Origin of the sequence: Acidisoma silvae, assembly GCF_020618775.1 — a bacterium.
In the GTDB taxonomy this organism is placed as follows: domain Bacteria; phylum Pseudomonadota; class Alphaproteobacteria; order Acetobacterales; family Acetobacteraceae; genus Acidisoma; species Acidisoma silvae.
The window spans coordinates 32,125-47,630 of record NZ_JAESVB010000011.1 but is presented as its reverse complement, the minus strand read 5'-3'; the positions used below and the strand labels follow the sequence as shown (position 1 = coordinate 47,630).

Sequence of the window (15,506 nt, the reverse complement as noted above, 5' to 3'; positions counted from 1 at the left end):
GATGTTCTCACCGCTGGACCGCTTCTTCAGCACAATTGCCGGTTGGATCGACCAGACTGTACTGCTGCCGATCCTGTATCACTTCGGCTGGATGCAGTGGGAGGAACTCTCCTTCGACTGGATGCTCGTCTGCGTCTACGGATTTTTCGCCGTCATCATCACCTATGCCATCTGCTGGCCGCTGGAAGCTTTGTTCCCCATCGAAAAATGGCCGTCGCAAAAAGCGGTGGTGACGGATGTGATGTACACGCTCGTCTCCCGCGTCGGCGTGCTGCCCATCTTCAGCTTCCTGGTCTTCTATCAGATCCAGGTGACGGTGAACGGCTTCGTGGTCGATCACGGCTATATCCCGCCGATGCTCGAAACGGTCATTCCAAGCTTGCTGGGTCATCCGATCCTGACCTTCATCCTGTATGCGTTGATTCTCGACTGTGCCGAATACTGGCGGCACCGCTTGTCTCATACCTTCCGTGGCTGGTACGCGCTGCATGCTTTGCATCACGCCCAGCGGCAGATGAGCTTCTGGTCGGATGACCGCAACCATATGCTGGACGATCTCATTTCCGGCGTGTGGTTCGCCGTCATCGGTCTGGCCATCGGCATTCCGCCGCTGCAATTTCCGCTGCTGGTGATGTTCATGCGCATCGTGGAAAGCCTGAGCCATGCCAATGCCCGCATCTCCTTCGGCTGGCTGGGCGACCGGCTGCTGATTTCGCCGCGCTTTCACCGCATCCATCACGGGCTGCATGCGGCGGGGCGCGTCTCCTGCAATTACGGCGCGGTCTTTCCCTTCTGGGACATGATTTTCCGCACCGCCGACTTCTCCGACCATTTTCCGGCGACCGGCGACCGCAATGCGCCGGAAGCCATGGCGACCGGCGGCTATGTCGCGCAGCAGGTCAGCGGGCTGCTGTATTTCGGCCAGATGATGAAGAAAGGCCGGGCCAGCAAGGCCCGCGCCAAGGCCAAGATCAAGGCCGGCGTTTCCTGATGCGATGATCGTGACGCGCGCGCTCGTTGCCGCGTCACGATCACGCGATATCCGAACAGCGCTTATCCAGGCTGGCAGTTTGCCGGCCTACCTATTTTGGCAATCCCCCATCCGCCATTCTGGCTCGTCTTTTTTGGCGAGGCGGTCGTAAGTCATTGGTTTGTTGCGCGAAAATGCCGCGCGGCGCACGGAGGTGCACAGACAGATCAACCGTCGTACTGCTGCTGAAAAGGTATTGCCATGTCCGGATCATCCACCACCACAGACACGCTGCAATTCACGGTCAATGGTGTCGCGGTCGACCTGGTCATGACGGTCGACAGCAGCAACGGCAGTGGCACGGTGACGGCTATTAGCGGTTCGGTCGGCGACAATGCCGTGACGGGACTTCCGTCCAGCACCGATTACGGCGCGGACAATCAGGTTTCGACGACTGCGCCCTATGTCGATGGCGAGGGCATTTCCTTCTACACGGCCGATGGCACGGAGTATAATGTCTATTCCGACAACGGCACGCTGTATCTTGGACCGCCGTTCGACGAGGCCAGCCCGGCCTCCGACACCAGTTTCGCCGTCACTTGTTTCCTGGCGGGCACTGCGATCGCAACGCCCGAGGGTGACCGCGCCGTCGAAACCCTGGCCATCGGTGATGTTGTCCATACGGCGGGCGGCGGGGCGGCCTCCGTGCGCTGGATCGGCCGGCGGACGCTGACGGGCCATGGCAAGACCGATCTCAACGGCAATCGCTTCGTCGATCTGCTGCCGGTGCTGCCCATCCGCATCCGCGCCGGCGCCTTGGGCGATAACCTGCCGGTGCGTGATCTGCTCCTATCCCCCTGCCATGCGATCCGCTTGGACGGCGTTCTGATCCAGGCCGGCGCGCTGGTGAATGGCAACTCGATCCTGCGGGAGACAGACCCGTCCGAGACCTTCACCTATTACCATATCGAGCTTGAGGCCCATGCGCTGGTGCGCGCCGAAGGCGTGGCGGCGGAGACCTTCGTCGACAACGTTACCCGCATGGGTTTCGACAATTGGGCCGAGTATCAGGCCCTCTTCCCGTCTGATCAGCCGACGGCCGAGATGGATCTGCCGCGTGCGCAGTCCCGGCGGCAGGTGCCCGACCACATCCTGCACCGCATTGAGACGCGGGCTGCGCTGCTGTTCAGCGGCCAAAAAGCGGCCGCCTGAAACCGGCCAGTTAGTCCGCTTCCGCCCCCGGGGGCGGGGCGGCGCCTGCCGGCCCCAGAACGGCGTCGCAGGCAACGGGCAGGGTGGGCGGCTTGGCACCCGGCGGCGCCGGCGGCGGCATGCGCACGGACCCATCGGGATTGAACCACCAGGCGAGGCTGGCGTCGCAACCGTCCCCCGCCGGGATCGGTGCCTGATCGACGCAATCCGTCTGTCCCGCCGGGCAGGCGAAATGCAGATGCATATGGCCGCGATGCCCCCACCAGGGCCGTACTTTGTGCAGCCAGGACCGGTCGCCGGTCACGCTCTCGCAAAGCTGGCGCTTGATGACCGGATTGACCAGCAGGCGGTTGAGGCCCGGCAGTTCCGTCGCCAGATGGATCAGCGTCACGGTGGCAGACGACCACTGGCTCGGGTCAACCTGCGTCGCCCCATAGGGCACGACCAGGGGCGGCGTCAGCCGGTTCAGAGTGGCGGGGCTGAGATCGGGCTTGGGCTGCATATCGAGATAGATATCGACATCGACACCGCGCTGATGCGCCACATGCCCGCCCGACAGCGGGCCGCCGCGCGGCCCGGACAGGTCGCCGACATAAAGCTCGGCCAGACCGGCGGCCCGCGCCTCGGCGGCGAGCGTCTCGACGCCGAACAGCGTCTCCGGCGCGCCCCAGAAACTGCTGATCGGCGCGCGGATGACGGTATAGCCCGGCCCCTGATGCGGCAGTTGCTCGGCCCCCACGATGCATCCCGTGCCGGCACCGATGATATGCAGCGGCCCGCGCACAGGACCAAGCGCGGCATCGATGCCGCTGGCCGCGCGGGCGCTGCCGGCATGGCCGAGCATAAGGGCCGCAAGCGGCAGAACAAACCTGGCAAGACGCATCAATAGACCCGATCGAAAATCGTGATGACATCGCCCGGCGCCAGGCGATCTTCCGGCTGCGTCAGGCCCTTTTGGGTCGTCCGGCCCGTGGTTCTGACCACGGCTTCATAGCGCTTCACCGCGCGATAGGTATAGCCGCCGGCGAGCGACACGGCGGCGATCACGGTCATGTCAGGCTCATAGGGATATTGGCCCGGCCGCGCCACTTCGCCCAGGATGAAGATCGGCCGATAGGCGGCCACTTCCACCGCGACCGATGGGTTCTGCATCATGCCGTTGGCCGAAAGTTGCGCCGCGATCCTGCGGCCGAGCGTATCCGCCGTCAGTCCGCTGGCCGCGACATCGCCCGCCAGCGGCAGGGAGATCAGCCCGTCATCGCCGATGGCGAAGATGTCGGACAGTTCCTTGTCGCCATAGACGATGACGCGCACGCGGTCGCCGGGACCGAGGTGATAGGTGCCGGTCTCGGCCGGCGGCGGCAAAGGCGGCAGGTCGCTGCCGGCGGGCGCGCAGCGGGTGAGCAGGCAAACCGCCAGAATGGCCAAGGCAACGGGGCCTTTGCACAGCATCCCATTCTCCGCCGCGTCACTGAAATTCAAAACGATTTACTAGCAAAATCGCGAAGGATGGTATATGTTTTGATATCGTATATAATATCGCTCGCAAGGAGAGCGTTTTGGACGACGCGGATGGGCGTCTCTTTCTCGGGCGCGGCTGGGGCGAAGCGCCACAGCCGGCGGCACCGCCCGTCGCAGACCCGGTTGCGCAAGGCAGCACGCTGGACCAGGCGCTGGGTATCGCCGGCAGGCAGCTATGGGCGATTCTGCTGCCGCTGATCGTGATTCCCGGCGTCATGGCGGTCGCGCTCAGTCGCATGCCGCTTCTGTATACGGCCAGCGGCACTGTCATCTACGACCCGGCCGGCTATGCGCCGGACGTCCTGCAAAGCATCGTCAAGACGGACCCGACGACCGACACGGTGCTGGCCAGCCAGGCGGCGATCCTCTCCAGCGGTGCTATCGCTCAGCGTGTGGCGGAAGCGCTCGATCTGGGCCGGCAGCCGGGATTCAGGCCAAGCCCCAGCCTGCCGGCGCCGGTACGGCCGCAGGCGGTCGACGACGCGGTGAAACAGGCCATCAGCGTGTCAGCGGTCGATCAGTCACGCGTCTTCACAGTCTCTTTCACAGCGCGTGATCCGGCCATCGCCGCCGCCGCCGTCAATCGCATTCAAGACCTTTATCTGGGCGATCAGTTGGCCCTGAAGACCGCTGCCTTGCAGGCGGCCGATCGCTGGATGCAGGCGCGGGCGGATGCGCTGAACGCGACATTGACGCGGCAGGACGCGGCGGTCGCAGGCTATCGGGCGGCGCATGGGCTGACCCAGGGCGTGCAGGCGCGAATCGCCACCGAGCAGATGTCCGCCCTCGGCGAAGAGTTGATGCGGGCGCAAAACGATCTCGCGGGCGCGGATGCCAGGCAGGATGCGACGGGCGGCCGGGCGGCCGGCATCGCGCAGAATGTCGTCTCCATGCGGCTGGCCCAGGCTCAGGTGCAGGCGCAACTGGATGCCGCGCGCAGCCGGCTTGGCCCCAATCATCCGCAGGTGCGCGCCCTGCGCGAGCAGCTGGCGACATTGCAGGCGGCGACCGGCACGGAAATCGCCGCCGTCCATGCCGATGTCGCGGGCGACGCCGATGCGGCGGCCGCGCGTCTCGCCAGTCTGCGGCAGAGCCTTCTTCTCCTGACAGCCGAAGGGGCGCGGGATGCCGCCGCCGAGGGACCGCTGGCGGCCATGGAGCAGGATGCCGAGGTGACGCGAAAGCTGCGGCAGGCCGTGCTGGCCCAGATGGACCAGACCGCCCAACAGGCCGCGATCCAGAGGCCGGACGCGCGCATTCTGTCCCGCGCCGAGCCGCCGCTCGAACCATCCTCGCCCAGGATCGACCTGCTGCTAGGGGCCAGCCTGCTGGCGGGTCTGGTGACGGGATTGGGCCTCGCCTGGCTGCGTGAAACCGGCGGGCTGACCTTCCGCACGGCAGCGGAGGTGCGATCGGCCCTGGCTCTGCCCGTCATCGGCAGTCTGCCGACGGTCAGACGCCGTGCCGGCCAGGACGCGACGGCGGCCATGATCCTGGACGGCAGTCTGGCCGCGCGGCAGATCGACAGCCTGCGAGCGCGCCTGCGCCTGACTTTGGGAGATCCGCTGATCCTCGCGGTCACGGCCAGCCGGCCGGGCGAGGGCAAGACGACCCTGGCACTGGCGCTTGCGCGGCGGACCGCGATGCGGGGGGAGCGGGTGCTGCTGGTGGACGCGGACGGGGCGCGCGCCAATCTCAGCCGCAGAATGCGCGCGGAGTTCGTTTCGAATTCGGCGGAAGGTTTGCGCCGCGACGGTGTGTCGGGCTGCGCCATCCTGCCGGTCGGCGAGGCCGGCGGACTGTCCGCCCAGGGGCTGCGCGGCGCGATGGCCCGCGACGCCTGGCGGCGGGACTTCGACCTCGTGATTCTCGATCTGCCGCCGGTTCTGGCCAGCGCCGACGCGCTGACAATGGCCGATCTGGCGGATGCGGTGCTGTTCTGCCTGCAATGGCACCGCACGCCGCGCCGGGTGGCGGCCTATGCGCGCGATCTTCTGGCTTTGCCCGGCGGCCGGCCCATTGCCGCTGTCATGACGCGGCTGGACCCGCAGGCGCGGGCGCTGCGCGGCTTCCCCGAGGCCGCGATGGCGGCGAAGCCCTATGCCGCCTACGCCCGGCGGTGAAGCGGGGCCTTGGCCCGCATCTCCCGCCACAGCCGCGCCGCCAAAACAGGCCCCAGCACGCCGGCCGCCAGCAACAGCGGCGCGAAGACCGGAAAGCTGCGCGCCTGCCAGGGCAAGGCTTGCAGCAGCGCCGCCTTGGCCAGGCCGATGAAGACGGTATTGAGCAGATAGATGGAGAAAGCATAGGGCGCGAGCCGGTCCAGCGCTTGCAGCGCCGGCAGCCACAGACGCCGCACCATGGCGTGTAAGGCGGGCAGGGCGACCACGCTCGCGCCCAGCATGGTGAGGACAGGCGGCCAATGCGCCGCGTGCAGCACCAGGATGGGCAGAAGGCCCATAAAGATGACCGTCAGGGGCCGCCCTGCGCGGTCCAGAAACCCGCACCAGTCCCGGTCGTGCTCGGCAGCCCAGAGGCCGGCCAGATAGAAGGGAAGTGCGGGCAGAAAGCGGTCCGCATACAGCACGGGCGGCAGCGGCAGCCCCATCAGAGGCAGGCATAGGATCAGAAGCGGCAGGGTGCGGCCGCCGGTCAGCCGGCGCAGCACCGGCACGGTCGTGGCAAGCCCGAAGAGGACGACCAGATACCAGACCGATTGCGCGGGGCTGCCGCCCGTCTGCCAGACGAGCGCCAGCAATCCCGCGCCGAGGGATGCGGGCGCATGATCGACCGGCATCAGCGGGTCCAGCGCCACCTTGGCACAGGCCACCCCCACGCCGAGCAGCAGCGCCGGCAGCAGCCAATGCCGGACGCGCCGCAACAGCATGGCGCGATAGGCGGTTCCGCTGACGATGGCCGCGCCTGACCAGCCGGCGGCATAACCGCTGAGATAGAACAGAAAGGGGATGTGAAAGCTGTAGAGCGCTGCGCGCAGCGGCTCGTACCAGGCGATCCCCCAGCCAGATCCGCTCGGGGCCTGGCGCGCGACGAGATGGCCGGCCACCACCAAAACGACAGCCAAAGCCTTGCCGCGATCGAGGTCTCGCCGACGCCAATTGCGTTCACTCATGAATTATTAGTATCGTAATCGAAACTAAATGACCAGATCGGGTGAGGATGCCTTGGGCGGATTTCCCTCTGTGTCAGAACCGGCGCCAGCGCCGCTGCCGCCGTCATCTGGCCGCTCTGCTGCTGGCGGCATTGGCATCGCCGATGCCTGACGCGCGCGCGCAGCTGATCGAAAGCGCCTATCCCCGCGACGTGCCCGGTTTCGACGCGGCGGCCGGCGTCTCCGTCACCTCCCGCATCCAGACGGATACCGCCTGGCAGACTATTCCCCTGGGCGCCGAGCTTCTGCACCCTGAAGTCAAGGAAAGCACGGGCTATGACAGCGCTGTTCTCCCCGGCCAACGCCCAAGCTGGAGCACCACGACCGCGCCATCCGTCACGCTGACCTCCGCCGACGGCGGCACCACGCTCGGCGCCGTCGCTTCCGCCGCCAATACCCGCTACCTGCAGGCGCCCGACCAATCGACCACCGACTGGACGGCAGCCTTGGGCGCCAGCTTCGACCTCGCCGATTGCCGCGTGACGGCGGCCGTCGCGCATCTCGCGCTGCATGAAACCGATACCGGTCTGGATGCCGCAGCCTATGACACGCCGCTGCCCTATCAGGTCGATGCGCTGCGTCTCAGCGGGTTATCGCCGCCCGCGCGGCTGGTGCTGGAGCCGAGCTTCCATCTGACGCGCTTCACCTTCGGCACGACTGCAATCGGCGGGCTGCCGGCGCCGCAATCCTATCGCGACCGGTTGGTGGGAGAGCTGGGCCTGACGCTGTCTTACGGAATCATGGGATTTTCCGATCCGAACCGGTTGCAGCTCATCCTGCGCGGCGCCGGCGCTCATTACCCCAATGAAACCTTCGGCCAGCCGCCACGGGATTTCATCGGCGGCGCCGTGCTGCTGGGGGTGGAACATGACCTGGACGGCATCTGGGGCTGGCGCATCGCCATGGGCCTCGGCACGCGGGTCTATAGCCAGCCCTATCTGGACCAGACCGTGCCTTTGGCCGAAATGGCGCTGACCTGGCAGCCGAGCGCGCGCACCACATGGCATGCGGCGGTGGTGCGGAAGATCGAAGACGCGCAGGAGGACGGCGTCGGCGGCTATGTGGCCACCATCGGCGGCCTGGCTGTTGATCACGAACTGGACCGCCACCTCATCCTGCATATCGGCAGCGATATCGAGCGGGCGACCTATGCCGCTGGTCCGGCACAGACCATCGTCAGCGGTCGCGCGGGCGTGCTTTGGCTGGTCAACGCCATGCTGCGCTTGGGCGCGGACATGACCGTCAGCAGCCATCATGGTTTTACCGCCGCGCCCTATGACGAGAACGCCTTCCTGCTCTCCGTCACCGCAGGCCTGTGACCGATGCGGGAAATCTCCTGTCTCGGCCTGAAACTGCTCGATATGGAGGCGGAGGCAATAGCGGATTTGCTGGCGGCGCGGCCGGCTTCCGCGCCCTTCGCCTATCTGGTGACGCCCAATGCCGATCATTTCGTGCGCCTGCGCCAATCTCCCGCGCTGAAATCGGTCTATCTGGCCGCGCACTGGCGCTGCCTCGACTCGCGCGCCATCGCCCTGGCCGGGCGATGGCTGGGCCTGACTTTGCCCCGTGTCGCGACAGGTGCCGATATTTTGGCCATCCTGCTGGACCGCTATCTGCGCGATGGGGACCGATTGACGGTCATCGGCCTCTGCTCTGGGGGCTTGGCTGCACTGCAACATCGCCGACCCACCATTGATATCGCGCATCACGAGCCGCCCAAGGGCCTGTTGCACGACCCGAACGCTTTCGAGGCCGCGCGCGCCTTCGCCAGCAGCCATCCGGCGCGTTTCACGCTTCTCGCCCTCGGCAGTCCGGTGCAGGAAATGCTTGGCCAAGCAATAGCTTCCGGGGAGGACGCCACCGGCGTCGGGCTTTGCATCGGCGCCGGGCTGGACTTCTGGCTCGGGCGCAAACCGCGCGCGCCAAGGCTGCTGCGTCGCATGGGCGCGGAATGGCTGTTCCGCCTGACCTGCGAACCGGAACGTCTGTGGAAGCGCTATCTGGTTGATGATTGGGCGATTTTGCGGTTTTTGGTCGACGAGCGACGACAATGCCGCGAGGACAAGCGCCTGAACTAGATGCCGGCCCCCGCTGTGTAGTACAGCTTTTGCATCTCCACGCCCGCCACGCATAGGGGCGTGAACATTGATGCGGTTAACGCAACAACAAAAAGGATAGAGTCGGTGGCCACTGATAAGGCGCAGAATGTTCAGGACGTGTTCCTGAACCATGTGCGAAAGAATAAGACGCCGGTTACGGTGTTTCTGGTTAACGGTGTGAAGCTGCAGGGCATCATCACCTGGTTCGACAACTTCTCCGTCCTGCTGCGGCGGGATGGGCATACGCAGCTCGTCTACAAGCACGCGATCAGTACGGTTATGCCGGGCGCGCCGATCCAGCTTTTCGATCCGGTCGGCAAGGCTGACGGCGCAGTGTCCACGCCGACCCGAGAGATACTGACGGTCGGTGGTTCATCAGACTCGTATGAGTGACAATGTCTCTGGCGGCGCCCCCACCCGGGCTGCCGTCATCCTGCCCTGGGAACGAGAGGCCGTCTCAGACAGCCGCCGTTCCGCCGAAGCGCGCCTGGCCGAGGCCATGGGCCTCACGGCCTCCATCGGCGGCCTCGTCATCGTCCATTCCGCCATCATGCCGCTGCGTCATCGCCGGCCCTCCGCCCTGCTGGGTGAAGGCCAGGTGGAGATGGTGCATGCCGATCTGAAGGCGCATGAGGTCGACCTCGTCGTCATGGATACGGCGCTGACCCCGGTGCAGCAGCGCAATCTGGAAAAGGCCTGGGGCTGCAAGGTGATCGACCGCACCGGCCTGATCCTGGATATTTTCGGTGAACGCGCCCGCACCAAGGAAGGCGCGCTCCAGGTCGAACTGGCGCATCTGGACTATCAGCGCTCGCGCCTGGTGCGGTCCTGGACCCATCTGGAGCGGCAGCGCGGCGGCTTCGGCTTCCTCGGCGGCCCTGGCGAAACCCAGATCGAAGCCGACCGCCGCATGATCGCGGTGCGCATGGCCAAGCTGAAGCGGGAGATCGAGGAGGTGCGCCGCACGCGCGGCCTGCACCGCGAAGCGCGCCGCCGCACGCCATACCCCATCATCGCGCTGATCGGCTATACCAATGCCGGCAAATCGACGCTGTTCAACGCGCTGACGGGTGCGACCGTCCATGCGCAGGACCAGCTTTTCGCGACGCTGGACCCGACCATGCGGACCATCGCGCTGCCCTCGGGCCGGCCGGCCATCCTGTCCGATACCGTGGGCTTCATCAGCGATCTGCCGACCGAACTGGTGGCTGCCTTCCGCGCCACGTTGGAAGAGGTCGCGGCGGCCGACGTCATCCTGCATGTGCGCGATATCGCGCATCCGGATACGGCGGCGCAGAAGGCCGATGTGCTGGGCGTGCTGGACGCCATGGTGCGCGACGGCGCGCTGGACGCGGACTGGCCCCGCCGCACGTTGGACGTGCTGAACAAGGCCGATCTTCTGGGCGGCGTCAGCGCTGTGCCGGGACTGGTGGAAGGCGGCGCGGCCGTCCCCATATCCGCCTTGAGCGGAGAGGGGCTGGATCTGCTGCGCGCCGCCATCGACGAGCGGCTGGCCAGTGCCAAGGAAGTCGCCTCTTTCGACATCCCGTCTTCGGACGGGGCGACACTCGCCTGGCTCTACCGTCATGGGGAAGTGCTGGCGCGGGAAGACCAGGAGGAGGCGATCCGCTTGACCGTTCGCATGCTGCCCGCCGACCGGGCTCGATTCGAGGCGATGACAGGGGCCGGCGCATGACCGGCCTGTCCGCGGTCCAACTGCGGGCCTTGTGGCAAGTCCTGCGCGACGCTGGCCAGCAGGAAGTGCTGCCGCGCTTCCGTCAGTTCGATAGTTGCGGCGTGCGCACCAAATCCGGGCCGCTCGATCTGGTGACGGATGCGGATGAAGCGGCGGAACGCGCCATCACCGCCGGCATTCTGAAACTTTTTCCGCATGCGCTGGTGGTGGGTGAAGAAGCGACGGCGGCTGACCCGTCGCTGCTCGACCGCATCCGCGATGCCGATCTGGCCTTCGTGCTCGACCCGATCGACGGCACCGCCAATTTCGCGGCCGGCCTGCCGCTGTTCGGCGTCATGGCGGCGGCAATCATGCGCGGCGAGATCGTCGCCAGCATCATTCATGACCCGATCGGCGATGACGCCGCTTTGGCGCTGCGCGGCGAGGGCGCCTGGATGGAAACGCCGGCGGGCCGATGCACCGACCTCAAGGTCGCGCCCAGCGTGCCGCTGGCGCAGATGACCGGTGCCTTCGGCTGGCGCTATCTGCCCGAACCGCAGCGGACCAATCTGCTGTCCAGCCTGCCGCAGGTCGCGACCAGCTGGGACTATCGCAATGCCGCCCATGAATACCGGCTGCTGGCGCAGGGTTTCGCTCATGTCGCGGTCTTCGCGCGCATGATGCCCTGGGACCATGCGCCGGGCTGGCTGATTCACCGCGAGGCCGGCGGTTTTTCCGCGCGCCTCGACGGCTCGGCCTACACGCCCTGCGAGACGACGGGGGGCATCATTTTAGCCCCTGACCGCGCGGCCTGGGATCTGGTGCGTGGCCTAATCGGGTAAGTGCTTTTACTTTTGGCCAGGTACTGCGGCGGATGATGCCACCAAAGTAGTATTGGCATTTTGTGTCATCGGCCTAATAGCGCATTGGACTTCTGTGCTCCGGATGCTTTTTTGAGGCGGTTGTTTTGCACCGCAACATCTCAAGAATCCTTCCGCGTAGGGCTACCAGAGTGAAAATTGCGAAAGAAATCTATCGCCGCGATCCGGTAAGCGTCAGTACGCTGAATCTCAAGGTTGATGCGTACAAGCCAAGCTTCAGTCAGTCGGATGACTGGATCAAAGATCTGATGACGCGCGTGACCGTATCACGCGACGATGCAAGCTCTGCCAGACGCGCGGCTTCGCAGGCTCGTTGGGAAGAGTTTCACGCGACCGCAGCCCCACGCATGCGTCTGCGCGAGATATATGCGGCGATACTGCCGGCGATCACCCGCAATCCCCTTTTGACCTTCGCCGCAGGCTTTATAGTCGCTGTGCCTTTGGTGGGTCTTGCTCTCATTCTGACCGAGCAAGGATCTCCCGCGCCGCAATCCGTGGCTGCCAGCAGCTACAACCTATCGCAGACGACAACCGCGCCCCTGGCGGCATCTGCGCCGGCCACCGCACCCGTTGCGACGCCGGGGGTGCCAGCGGCACTGACGGCCACGCCACCGGTGCCGTCCTTCAATATTGATACATCCACGACAACGCCCGTTGTTCCTGCAAGCGCCACGACGCCGCAGCCCGCGCAGAGCAAACCCGTGGCGCCCGCCGTGACGGCGGGATCGGCCGCCGCCGCCGTACCTGCGGCCGTTCTTCCGCCGCTGCATCTGCGCCTCGTCTTCGCACCCCACGCCGGCGCCCCAGACCTCGATGGGCTGGCCCAGCGCATCGGGCAAGCCCTGCACATGGCACCCAAGGTCGATACCTTGCCGATCCGGGCCAGGAACAGCGCGATCCTGTATTTCTCGCATGACGATCAGGATCTGGCCCGCCGTGTGGCGCAGACGATCACTCAGCTGACCGGACAGACCATCCCGATCGCCTTCGCGCGCAAGGGGCCGTCAGGACAGGCGAGTGCGATTGAAATCGATCTGTCGCCGGCCGCCGTCAGCGCGGTCGCGCAGAAGGGGTTCTAATGCATCCCCGAATTGAGTCTGGTTGCTCCCTTATTGTGTCGTGCCCGGCTTAGCCAGCCGCGCTTCATGCCGGGCACCTACCCTATAGGGCGCCCGGACGACGTGTAGGCGCCTCACGGGGTAGGCCCCCGGAACAAGTCCGGGGGCGACGAAAGAGGGCAATCCAGCCTTCACCTGAAACACCCTAACCCGCCGCATCCTCCCGCCAGCGACGGGCGAGGGCCAGATCGTCACGGAATCTGGCCGTCTCCTCCGCCTGCTGCCGCCTGTCCGGCAGGCGCAGGAGATAGGAGGGGTGGACGGTGACAAGCAGTGACCGTCCGGCCTGCCAGTCCATGATCCGGCCACGCTGGTCCGCCAGCCGGCCGTCCTTGCCGGTCAGCGCGAAAAGCGCCGTCTTGCCCATGGCCACGACGAGGCGCGGAGAGACCAGATCCAGCTCCCGCGTCAGCCACCAGCGGCAGGCCTGAATTTCGCCGGCATCGGGCTTCTGATGGATGCGGCGCTTGCCGCGCGGCTCGAACTTGAAATGCTTCACGGCATTGGTGACATAGGCGGCGGCGCGATCCAGCCCGACCTCGGCCGCGACGGTATCGAACACCTGGCCCGCTGGCCCGACAAAGGGCCGCCCGGCCAGATCTTCCTGGTCGCCCGGCTGTTCGCCGACGATCATGATGGCGGCACGCTCCGGTCCTTCACCGAAAACCGTCTGCGTTGCCTGGCAATGCAGCGCGCAGCGCGTGCAACCGGCTGCCTCCTGCCGCAAGCCGGCGAGACCCCCGACCGGTGGGGGCGGCGCATCCTCCTGCCGGCGCTGTTGTAGCCTGGCGTGGAAGGCCGGCGGCGCCTGCATCTGCTGCGCCGCCATGGCGGCGACACGGGCCGGCGCTTCCGCGATCAGGCTCGGGATCAGCGCGGCTTCCGGCAGATTCTTCCAGTATTTCTTGGGCATTTCGGATTGCATGGCGCGGACCTTCAGCCGTGCCGGATTGAAGATAGAGGCATAATAGGTCAGCCAGAGCTGGTCGGCCGGGTCATCCAGCGCCGGTTTGCGCGTGGGCTCGTCCGACAAGGTGACGTTGCCATCCGCGAAACCGATGCTGCCTTTGGGTGTCAGGATCATCCAGTCCATGTCGGCAAAGCGCCGCGCGAAAAAGGGCGCGATGCGCGGCAGGATGAAGTGATCGGGTTCGAACCATGCAACGAAGCGCCGCCGCGCGGCGGGTTCGGCCTCCGGCACTTCGCGGAAACGCACAAAAGCCGTCATCTTGTGGCAGTCCCGCCGCACCGATTTTTCCAGCCGGTGCAGGGCAGCGATATCGGCGTCCGCTGGTATGCCGAGCAGCGCGCGCTCGGTCTGCAAGCGCAGCAGCACGCGATACAGCAAAGCAAAGCGTCCTGGCTCGGTATGGCAGATGACGGTCTCGGCCAGATCGACGAAGGTTTTTGGCACCAGCGCGGCGGGGCCTGCCGTCACCGGTGCCGCTGGCGTGGGTGCGAACAGGCTGCCGGCATCGATGGTGGACCAGACAACCTCATCCGGCGCGATGCGCCTGCTGAGCAGATTGCGTGCGGCAGCACGCCATTCCGCAAAATCGCCGCGCCCTTGCAGCAGGATGGTTTCCATCAGAACAGCGACAATTGCTGCGCGGGCGGCTGGATGAGGGCCGCCAGATTGGCGTCATCCGTCAGCCGCGCCGGCTGCCAGCCTTCGGCGATCAAAAAGGCTTTTGCCTTGCGCAGCGGCACCCGCAGCCGGGCGAGGTCTTCCAGGCGCAGACGGCCATGCCGGCGCGAGGCGATGATCGCATCCACGGCCTTCACGCCAAGGCCCGGCACGCGCAGCAGCATCGGCCGCTCGGCGCGGTTGACGTCGAGCGGGAATTGCCCGCGATGCGCCAGCGCCCAGGCCAGTTTCGGGTCCAGCGCCAGGTCCAGCATGCCGTCCGGCCGGGACGCTGTCACCTCCTCGACCGAAAAACCGTAGAAGCGATACAGCCAATCGGCCTGATACAGCCGGTGTTCGCGCTGCAAGGGTGGCCGCATGGGCGGTAATTTTTGAGACGCATCCGGGATCGGGCTGAAGGCCGAGTAATAGACGCGACGCAGGCCGTAGCTGCCGTACATGCGCGCGCTCGCACCCAGAATGGCGGCGTCATTCGTCTCATCCGCGCCGATGATCATCTGGGTCGATTGCCCGGCCGGTGCGAAGCGCTTGCGGCGTTTGGTCTGCAAGGTCCGCTCGGCCGCGCCATCGATATGCAGGCGCAAATCGGCCATCGCGCGACGGATGCCGGCAGGCTTCTTTTCAGGGGCCAGAACGGCGAGGGAGCTATCGCTCGGCAATTCGACATTGATGGACAGCCGGTCCGCATAAAGCCCGGCTTCCTCGATCAGCTTGGGCGAGGCTTCGGGGATGGTCTTAAGATGGATATAGCCACGAAAATTGTGGTCCACGCGCAGGCTGCGGACGACGCGCACCATTTCCTCCATCGTATGGTCGGACGAGCGGATGATGCCGGAGGAGAGAAACAGCCCCTCGATGTAATTGCGCCGGTAGAATTCCAGCGTCAGCCAGACGACTTCCTCGGGCGTGAAGCGCGCCCGCTCGACATTGCTGGACGAGCGGTTGATGCAATAGGCGCAGTCATAGATGCAGAAATTGGTCAGCAGGATTTTCAGCAGGGAGATGCAGCGCCCATCCGGCGCATAGGCATGGCAGATGCCGCTGCCCTCGGTGGAGCCGAGCCCGGCCTTGCCGGCGGAATGCCGCCGCGTCGTGCCGCTGGAGGCGCAGGAGGCATCGTATTTCGCGGCATCCGACAGGATGGCCAACCGCTCCTTGAGGGACTTGGACATCCCCTTGTTCTATATTTGTTCCAAGGCATAGACAAGCAATT

Annotated in this window: 14 protein-coding genes; 9 read left to right on the top strand and 5 right to left on the bottom strand. The window is 65.9% G+C overall.

The window, feature by feature from the left end:
• Nucleotide 1 precedes the first annotated feature (1 nt).
• Nucleotides 2–991, top strand: a complete 990-nt coding sequence (locus ASILVAE211_RS18600; RefSeq protein WP_227322860.1) for a sterol desaturase family protein — start codon at nt 2–4, stop codon at nt 989–991.
• 240 nt (nt 992–1,231) lie between these two features.
• Nucleotides 1,232–2,182, top strand: a complete 951-nt coding sequence (locus ASILVAE211_RS18595) for a Hint domain-containing protein (protein WP_227322859.1) — start codon at nt 1,232–1,234, stop codon at nt 2,180–2,182.
• Nucleotides 2,183–2,192: 10 nt separating this feature from the next.
• Here ASILVAE211_RS18595 and ASILVAE211_RS18590 read toward each other — a convergent pair whose 3' ends face one another.
• Together ASILVAE211_RS18590 and ASILVAE211_RS18585 are read right to left on the bottom strand one after the other, a co-directional pair.
• Complete coding sequence (locus ASILVAE211_RS18590) at nt 2,193–3,065, bottom strand: penicillin-insensitive murein endopeptidase (protein ID WP_227322858.1); 873 nt, start codon at nt 3,063–3,065, stop codon at nt 2,193–2,195.
• Nucleotides 3,065–3,634, bottom strand: coding sequence for a polysaccharide biosynthesis/export family protein (locus ASILVAE211_RS18585; RefSeq protein ID WP_227322857.1), 570 nt, complete (start codon nt 3,632–3,634; stop codon nt 3,065–3,067). The genes ASILVAE211_RS18590 and ASILVAE211_RS18585 overlap by 1 nt, the downstream gene beginning before the upstream one ends.
• Before the next feature lie 107 nt (nt 3,635–3,741).
• On the opposite strand from ASILVAE211_RS18585, the gene ASILVAE211_RS18580 reads away from it, so the two are divergent.
• On the top strand, nt 3,742–5,826 hold the full coding sequence (locus ASILVAE211_RS18580; protein ID WP_227322856.1) for a GumC family protein: 2,085 nt from the start codon (nt 3,742–3,744) through the stop codon (nt 5,824–5,826).
• Here ASILVAE211_RS18580 and ASILVAE211_RS18575 read toward each other — a convergent pair.
• Nucleotides 5,811–6,833, bottom strand: coding sequence for an acyltransferase family protein (locus ASILVAE211_RS18575; protein WP_227322855.1), 1,023 nt, complete (start codon nt 6,831–6,833; stop codon nt 5,811–5,813). The genes ASILVAE211_RS18580 and ASILVAE211_RS18575 overlap by 16 nt on opposite strands.
• A 47-nt stretch (nt 6,834–6,880) precedes the next feature.
• Here ASILVAE211_RS18575 and ASILVAE211_RS18570 point away from each other — a divergent pair, with 47 nt between their 5' ends.
• The 6 genes from ASILVAE211_RS18570 (at nt 6,881) to ASILVAE211_RS18545 (ending at nt 12,606) form a co-directional block, all read left to right on the top strand.
• Nucleotides 6,881–8,191, top strand: a complete 1,311-nt coding sequence (locus ASILVAE211_RS18570) for an outer membrane beta-barrel protein (RefSeq protein ID WP_227322924.1) — start codon at nt 6,881–6,883, stop codon at nt 8,189–8,191.
• A 3-nt stretch (nt 8,192–8,194) separates the two neighbouring features.
• The gene (locus ASILVAE211_RS18565) at nt 8,195–8,950 is read left to right on the top strand and encodes a WecB/TagA/CpsF family glycosyltransferase (protein ID WP_227322854.1); all 756 of its coding nucleotides are present in this window, start codon (nt 8,195–8,197) and stop codon (nt 8,948–8,950) included.
• 105 nt (nt 8,951–9,055) lie between these two features.
• On the top strand, nt 9,056–9,364 hold the full coding sequence (gene hfq, locus ASILVAE211_RS18560; protein ID WP_227322853.1) for an RNA chaperone Hfq: 309 nt from the start codon (nt 9,056–9,058) through the stop codon (nt 9,362–9,364).
• Nucleotides 9,357–10,667 carry a GTPase HflX gene (gene hflX, locus ASILVAE211_RS18555; protein WP_227322852.1) on the top strand — a complete coding sequence of 437 codons (1,311 nt, stop codon included), beginning with the start codon at nt 9,357–9,359 and terminating at the stop codon, nt 10,665–10,667. The genes hfq and hflX overlap by 8 nt, the downstream gene beginning before the upstream one ends.
• Complete coding sequence (locus ASILVAE211_RS18550; protein ID WP_227322851.1) at nt 10,664–11,488, top strand: inositol monophosphatase family protein; 825 nt, start codon at nt 10,664–10,666, stop codon at nt 11,486–11,488. Before hflX ends, ASILVAE211_RS18550 begins: the two co-directional genes overlap by 4 nt.
• Nucleotides 11,489–11,658: 170 nt before the next feature.
• Complete coding sequence (locus ASILVAE211_RS18545; protein WP_227322850.1) at nt 11,659–12,606, top strand: hypothetical protein; 948 nt, start codon at nt 11,659–11,661, stop codon at nt 12,604–12,606.
• 184 nt (nt 12,607–12,790) lie between these two features.
• Here the strand turns inward: ASILVAE211_RS18545 and ASILVAE211_RS18540 are convergent, their stop codons facing one another.
• Nucleotides 12,791–14,233, bottom strand: coding sequence for a UdgX family uracil-DNA binding protein (locus ASILVAE211_RS18540; RefSeq protein WP_227322849.1), 1,443 nt, complete (start codon nt 14,231–14,233; stop codon nt 12,791–12,793).
• The gene (locus ASILVAE211_RS18535) at nt 14,233–15,465 is read right to left on the bottom strand and encodes a putative DNA modification/repair radical SAM protein (RefSeq protein WP_227322848.1); all 1,233 of its coding nucleotides are present in this window, start codon (nt 15,463–15,465) and stop codon (nt 14,233–14,235) included. The genes ASILVAE211_RS18540 and ASILVAE211_RS18535 overlap by 1 nt, the downstream gene beginning before the upstream one ends.
• Nucleotides 15,466–15,506 lie beyond the last annotated feature (41 nt).

Bases quoted from the DNA above. Each gene is read 5' to 3' on its own strand.
- ASILVAE211_RS18600 (WP_227322860.1), top strand. From the start codon at position 2: ATGTTCTCACCGCTGGACCGCTTCTTCAGCACAATTGCCGGTTGGATC.
- ASILVAE211_RS18595 (WP_227322859.1), top strand. From the start codon at position 1,232: ATGTCCGGATCATCCACCACCACAGACACGCTGCAATTCACGGTCAAT.
- ASILVAE211_RS18590 (WP_227322858.1), bottom strand. From the start codon at position 3,065: ATGCGTCTTGCCAGGTTTGTTCTGCCGCTTGCGGCCCTTATGCTCGGC.
- ASILVAE211_RS18585 (WP_227322857.1), bottom strand. From the start codon at position 3,634: ATGCTGTGCAAAGGCCCCGTTGCCTTGGCCATTCTGGCGGTTTGCCTG.
- ASILVAE211_RS18575 (WP_227322855.1), bottom strand. From the start codon at position 6,833: ATGAGTGAACGCAATTGGCGTCGGCGAGACCTCGATCGCGGCAAGGCT.
- ASILVAE211_RS18570 (WP_227322924.1), top strand. From the start codon at position 6,881: ATGCCTTGGGCGGATTTCCCTCTGTGTCAGAACCGGCGCCAGCGCCGC.
- ASILVAE211_RS18565 (WP_227322854.1), top strand. From the start codon at position 8,195: ATGCGGGAAATCTCCTGTCTCGGCCTGAAACTGCTCGATATGGAGGCG.
- hflX (WP_227322852.1), top strand. From the start codon at position 9,357: ATGAGTGACAATGTCTCTGGCGGCGCCCCCACCCGGGCTGCCGTCATC.
- ASILVAE211_RS18550 (WP_227322851.1), top strand. From the start codon at position 10,664: ATGACCGGCCTGTCCGCGGTCCAACTGCGGGCCTTGTGGCAAGTCCTG.
- ASILVAE211_RS18540 (WP_227322849.1), bottom strand. From the start codon at position 14,233: ATGGAAACCATCCTGCTGCAAGGGCGCGGCGATTTTGCGGAATGGCGT.
- ASILVAE211_RS18535 (WP_227322848.1), bottom strand. From the start codon at position 15,465: ATGTCCAAGTCCCTCAAGGAGCGGTTGGCCATCCTGTCGGATGCCGCG.